This window comes from Gluconobacter sp. (assembly GCF_047723935.1).
GTDB lineage: Bacteria > Pseudomonadota > Alphaproteobacteria > Acetobacterales > Acetobacteraceae > Gluconobacter.
In genome coordinates this window covers 1-5943 of sequence record NZ_JBDOBO010000053.1, presented here as the reverse complement: position 1 = coordinate 5943, position 5943 = coordinate 1, and the positions used below count along the sequence as shown (strand labels likewise).

Genomic DNA, 5943 nt, shown 5'->3' with positions numbered 1-5943 from the left:
CATCGGGCAGTTCGGGTCTTCGGGAATATAGAGCGGAATGACATGATCACCCGGAGCGACAGAGGTAACACCTTTACCCACATCCTCGACGATCCCCACCCCCTCGTGACCAAGAATACATGGAAAACGTCCTTCCGGATCATGTCCCGACAGGGTAAACATATCCGTATGACACAGGCTCGTGGTCACGATACGGACCAGAACCTCGCCGTCTTTCGGGCCTTCGAGATCAACCAGATCGATCTCAAGCGGCATGTTAGGTTCCCACGCAATTGCAGCTCGGGTTTTCATGAAAATATTCCTCAATAATAGCGTGTGGTAATTCGTTCAGGCCAACTCAAGGCTTTCCGACTGGCGACGCCAAAGCGGAAAGGGATCAGGGAGGCGTGCATAGCGTGACGGCTCAAAAGGGGTGTCTCCGAGATCTGGAACAAGACAGGCATCAAGTTCCTGCCGAAGTCCGGATTCATCTATATCTCCATTGCCGATGAAGACGATTTCCTGACGACGGTCGCCGAAGACCGGATCCCAGTTTCCCAATACGAAGTCCCGCCACTGATCAGTATCCGGCCACTGATTTTTCGGGATCGCCGCCCACCACAGCCCCATCGCCTCGCTTCGAACCAGAGCTCCAGCCTGACTCATTCCACCTACCCAGTCCGGGCGCGTAGCTAACCAGAAATGGCCCTTGGCGCGTACGACGCCAGGCCAGCTCCGATCAAGGAAGGCCTGGAATTCCGCTGGTTGGAACGGACGGCGCGCACGATAGACAAAATTACGGATGCCATATTCGTCTGTTTCAGGAACATGGCTGGAAAAGCCGTAAAGTTCCTTGAACCACAACGGATGCTGATGTGCCTTGTCGTAATCGAAACGGCCTGTATTCAGGATCCGCTCAACAGGAACAGACCCCATGTCGGTCTCAATGATATCAGCGTCCGAATTCAACGCACGAATGATCTGCCTCGCCGCATCAACCTGATCCGGTGTAGCGGTGGAGACTTTGTTGATCACCACGATATCCGCAAACTCGATCTGCTGGACGAGCAGATCGACCAGGGTACGCTCGTCGTCCTCCCCGGCCGTTTCACCCCGATCCTTCAGGAAATCGCTGGAAGAATAATCGCGCAGGAGATTGACCGCATCAACGACCGTCACCATCGTATCCAGCCGTGCGATATCGCTCAGGCTGACGCCACTCTCGTCACGAAACTCAAACGTTGCGGCTACGGGCAGCGGTTCCGCAATGCCTGTAGATTCAATGAGCAGATAATCGAATTTCCGCTCCTCTGCGAGCCTCCGTACTTCCTGCAACAAATCGTCGCGGAGCGTGCAGCAAATGCAGCCATTGGTCATTTCAACCAACTTTTCATCGGTACGCGACAGATTGCTGCCGCCCTCGCGCACCAGAGCGGCGTCAATGTTGACCTCGCTCATATCATTCACGATGACCGCGACCTTATAGCCCTGGCGGTTATTCAGTACGTGATTGAGCAAGGTCGTCTTTCCCGCGCCAAGAAAGCCGGACAGCACGGTAACGGGAAGTTGGTCATCCATGGGGATTTTTCCTCTAAAGCTTTGTCGGGTTTGGGGCGTCGCCATAGACGGCGTGCGGATCGAATATTTTGTGCGTTTCGCAAAAGAGGAGTGCTGCCGATGATGACGGAAGGCCTTCCTCAGCAGTGAGATCAACACGCCGATAAAAACAGCTTCGATAACCCACATGGCAGTTCGCTCCTGTGCCCGCAGTGTGAACGCGCAGCCAGATCGCGTCCTGATCGTCGTCGATCCGCATTTCGAGGACATGCTGGACCAGCCCGCTCGTGGCGCCCTTTCGCCAGAGACACTGACGGCTCCGGCTCCAGTAATGCGCCTCACGGGTTGCGATAGTGCGTGCGAGCGCCTCTGCGTTCATGACGCCAACCATCATGACATCACCGCTTTCTGCGTCCGTTGTGACCACGGTCAGCAGTCCGCTGGCGTCGAAACGTGGGGCGAGATCGCTCCCCTCCTCGACCTGCTCAATTGAGACGCGCGACCCAAATGCCGTGGACACAGAAGATACAGTTGTGCCCATCACACGCCACCCATTCCCGCCATAGTGAAGAACTGGCGCCGCAGAGATTCCGACGTCTCGAACTCGCCCAGCAGGCGGCTGGTCACCATACTCACGCCTGGCTTATGTACTCCGCGTGTGGTCATGCACTGGTGAGCCGCGTCGATCACGACCGCGACGCCACGCGGTTGAAGCACGCCCTGGATTGTATCCGCGATCTGGGCCGTCAGTTTTTCCTGGATCTGTAGACGATGGGCGAAGACGTCCACGAGACGCGCCAGCTTGCTGATGCCAACTACCCGCTTGTCGGGCAGATACGCCACATGCGCCTTACCGATCAGCGGAATGATATGATGCTCGCAATGGGATTCCAGACGGATATCGCGTAGCACCACCATCTCGTTGTAGTTACCGCTCTCTTCGAAGGTCCGCTCCAGAAGAGCGACCGGGTCGTCATGATATCCCTCGAAAAACTCCTCATAGGCCCGCACCACGCGGTCAGGCGTATCGACAAGCCCCTCACGATCAGGATCATCACCGGTCCAGGCGAGCAGGGTTCGCACCGCCTCTTCCGCCTGAGCCCGGGTCGGCCGGGTTCGCACTTGCCGTGGAACGTCCATCAGTGTGTCCATTGAGGTTTATCTGCTATTGACTATGTTATGTTATAACGTAACCATAAAGACGTTCGCCACCTATCGTCAAGCTCGGGAACCATGCCCCCTCCCTCACAGCAACATTCTGTCTCGACGGATATGACTCCACCCGCGCGCGCGCCGAAGGAAAGTCTCGGCGCCATGCTATTCATGGAAAGCTGGCCTGCACCAACGATCGACGCACCGGAAGACAGTACTCTGGGCCGTCCTGCACCGCATGTGGTCGCCTGTGCCCACGCGACAGTCGTGATGGATCTGCAGCGACCGGATGTCGATATGGTCGTGTGGGGGCGCCGGATTCCGGCAACATGGGAAGGAACTTTCACAAACTGCTCACAAGTCCCATCTGCTCTCACTCTCGCCGGCACACCTTCGGAAATCGCAGATTCCCTTGCAAACCCGGCTTTACATCAGGACTGGTCTCCCCTCATCCTGACTGATGTCAGGGACTTGTCCGCACTGTTCGGTGCGCTGACAGGAGGCGTCCGGCAGCACATCCAGCTAATAACGCCATCCCGTGGGGAGACTGCGTTCGAGTTGCCCCCCGATGCACTTCGGCTGATCTGCGCCTATGGAAGCGCCGGACCAGAGTGGTGCGGCAGTCAAAATCCAAAGAGTGGTATTGTCAGTACCCTGACACCGTTCGCAGTAGCGTTCATTAAAGGGGCGGCTGAAGGCAAACCCGGATGCCTTCATCGTCTCCCGGCAAATATCGCAAACGGTGCAAGGCCTGGGCCGGTCCTCGTGATGGATACAATTTCCCGATGATAGAGCGTGTCATGCCGCCGTCTCGCGACGCACGTCAAGGTTGCGATGCCTTCAAAAGGCGGGCCACGGCTTTACGGAATGATGTGCTCGACGTGCTGACGAAGGCAGATGTGCCACTCTCGGCTTACGACATCCTTCGGTGTGTCAGTCATCCGGATTGCCGACGAATCGCCCCGACTATGATTTATCGAGCTCTCGGAAAGCTGATCGCCAGCGGATTGGTGGGGCGGCTCGAAAGCCGAAATGCCTTCGTGCGGATCCGGGCAAACGATCCCTCTCGCCTTGTCTACTGTATCTGCGACCAGTGTGGTGCCGCGCAAGCAGTGGAAAATACACTATCCTGTCAATTGATCGACGCTGCGGCCGAGACCCTTGGATTTCAGGTCCGGCATCGGGTCATCGAAGTCCAGGGCGTCTGCGCACGATGCAGCGTCTGCCCGTCTTTCTTGCCGACACAGCAATAGCACAAGCTCCCGACACGCGCGCCCAAATGAACCGCGGCCCCTCGCCGCTCTTCTCCGTTAAGGCTCTCTCATGTTATCGACCACCATCTCTTCCCGTCCTTCATCCCACCAACCAAAGGATATGCTTGCCTGTCGTGCGGACGGAATTATCAACGATCTCTCCTCCACAGCTGGTGACCAACTGGCTGATCCTGTCTTCCGTTCAGACACCGAGGCGCTTTCCCTGATCCGCCATGACACAGCGCATGTCCTTGCGCAGGCCGTCAGTGAACTGTTTCCCAATACCGCGCTCGCGACAGGACCCGCCACGGAGCAGGGATTTTTCTACGATTTCGCGGCTGAGCACGCTTTTACTGATGACGACCTCATCCGGATCGAATCCCGCATGCACGAGATCATTGATCGTGATGAAACAATCGTCAGGGAAGAATGGGATCGCGAGAGAGCGCTGTCCTGGTGCGGGGAGAATGGACAGCCCTACAAGGCCGAGATCATCATGTCCCTGCCTGCTGATGCCACCCTGAGCTTTTATCGACAAGGCAACTTCGTCGATCTCTGCCGAGGGCCACATCTCGTCAGCACAGGACAGATCGGACACGCCTTTCGACTTCTCGGTACGGCTGGTGCCTACTGGAAAGGTGATCGCAGCAATCCAATGCTGCAGAGGATTCACGGAACGGCCTGTCGTGATGCCAACGAACTCGCCGCTTGGGAGCAGCGTCAGGAAGCAGCAGCACGGCGTGATCATCGTCGTCTCGGGCGCGAGATGGATCTGTTCCATTTCCAGGCCGAATCTCCAGGCGCGGTGTTCTGGCATCCGAACGGCTGGACACTGTTCCAGACCCTGCTCGCTTATCTGCGCGAACGTCAGAAGGCCGAGAACTATGTGGAGATCAATACACCCGACATCATGGATCTGTCGCTCTGGCAGGCCTCCGGCCATTGGGAAAAATTCGGGGAGAACATGTTCACCACTGAAACCGAAGGGCGCATCTATGCCCTCAAACCCATGAACTGCCCTGGTGGCGTGCAGGTTTTCCGCCAAGGCCTGAAGAGCTATCGCGACCTGCCCCTGCGGATGGCCGAATTCGGCAAAGTCCATCGCTTTGAACCGTCAGGAGCGTTGCATGGCCTGATGCGCGTACGTGCATTCACGCAGGATGACGCACATATTTTCTGCACACCGGAACAGATGGAGGCCGAGACGCAGCGGATCTGCCATCTCGTGCTTTCGATCTATAAGGACTTCGGTTTCGAAAATGTCCGTATCAAATTTTCCGACCGGCCTGACAAACGTGTCGGATCGGACGAGATCTGGGATCGCTCGGAGGAAGCGTTACAGCGCGGGGTCGAAGCTTCAGGCCTCTCCTACACACGCAATCCAGGAGAAGGCGCTTTTTACGGTCCCAAGCTGGAGTTCGTACTGCGTGATGCAATCGGCCGGGACTGGCAGTGCGGTACCGTTCAGGTCGATCTCAATCTGCCTCAGCGTCTGGACGCGCATTATATTGGCGCGGATGGAGAAAAACATCCGCCCGTCATGCTGCATCGCGCCCTGTTCGGTTCGCTTGAACGTTTCATCGGCATTCTCCTTGAACACCATGCCGGCCACCTGCCTTTCTGGCTTGCACCCATTCAGGTCGTGGTGGCAACAATCACCGGCGCTGCGAACGATTACGCAGTCGATCTGATTAAAGCGCTCCGCCAACGTGGAGTCCGAGCAGAGCCCGATTTGCGCAATGAAAAAATCGCTTACAAAATCCGCGAACACAGCCTCGCGAAAGTACCCATGTTGCTGATCGTCGGGAAGAAGGAAGCACAGGCAGGCACCGTGTCTATCCGGGAATATGGAAGCTCAGAAACACCAATGTTGGATATGGACTCCGCTATCAATTTAATCTCCAAAGCATCGGAGTCTCGTTTGGCACAAGTCTTTTAGCTTGTAGATGGAGGGTTCGAAAAACCCTTGGCTCTGAGCTGTTCTGTGTGATTCCATTTCTTC

General features: G+C 56.6%; 7 protein-coding genes. 3 read left to right on the top strand and 4 right to left on the bottom strand.

What is annotated here, in order from left to right:
- The 4 genes from ABF979_RS13080 to folE all read right to left on the bottom strand — a co-directional run.
- A partial coding sequence (locus tag ABF979_RS13080; protein ID WP_415560288.1) for an alcohol dehydrogenase catalytic domain-containing protein occupies positions 1-291 on the bottom strand: 291 nt, incomplete at its 3' end.
- Positions 292-327: 36 nt separating this feature from the next.
- The gene (gene zigA / locus ABF979_RS13075) at positions 328-1557 is read right to left on the bottom strand and encodes a zinc metallochaperone GTPase ZigA (protein WP_415560286.1); all 1230 of its coding nucleotides are present in this window, start codon (positions 1555-1557) and stop codon (positions 328-330) included.
- A gap of 13 nt (positions 1558-1570) precedes the next feature.
- Positions 1571-2077, bottom strand: a complete 507-nt coding sequence (hisI, locus tag ABF979_RS13070; RefSeq protein WP_086649803.1) for a phosphoribosyl-AMP cyclohydrolase — start codon at positions 2075-2077, stop codon at positions 1571-1573.
- Complete coding sequence (folE, locus tag ABF979_RS13065) at positions 2077-2688, bottom strand: GTP cyclohydrolase I FolE (protein ID WP_415560284.1); 612 nt, start codon at positions 2686-2688, stop codon at positions 2077-2079. Before folE ends, hisI begins: the two co-directional genes overlap by 1 nt.
- A gap of 81 nt (positions 2689-2769) precedes the next feature.
- On the opposite strand from folE, the gene ABF979_RS13060 reads away from it, so the two are divergent.
- From ABF979_RS13060 to thrS, 3 genes are all read left to right on the top strand, one after another.
- The gene (locus tag ABF979_RS13060) at positions 2770-3477 is read left to right on the top strand and encodes a DUF1826 domain-containing protein (RefSeq protein ID WP_415560282.1); all 708 of its coding nucleotides are present in this window, start codon (positions 2770-2772) and stop codon (positions 3475-3477) included.
- An 11-nt stretch (positions 3478-3488) separates the two neighbouring features.
- The gene (locus tag ABF979_RS13055) at positions 3489-3941 is read left to right on the top strand and encodes a Fur family transcriptional regulator (RefSeq protein WP_233142729.1); all 453 of its coding nucleotides are present in this window, start codon (positions 3489-3491) and stop codon (positions 3939-3941) included.
- A 70-nt stretch (positions 3942-4011) separates the two neighbouring features.
- Entirely contained in the window at positions 4012-5880 is a 1869-nt protein-coding gene (gene thrS / locus ABF979_RS13050; RefSeq protein WP_415560280.1) for a threonine--tRNA ligase, read from the top strand.
- Positions 5881-5943 lie beyond the last annotated feature (63 nt).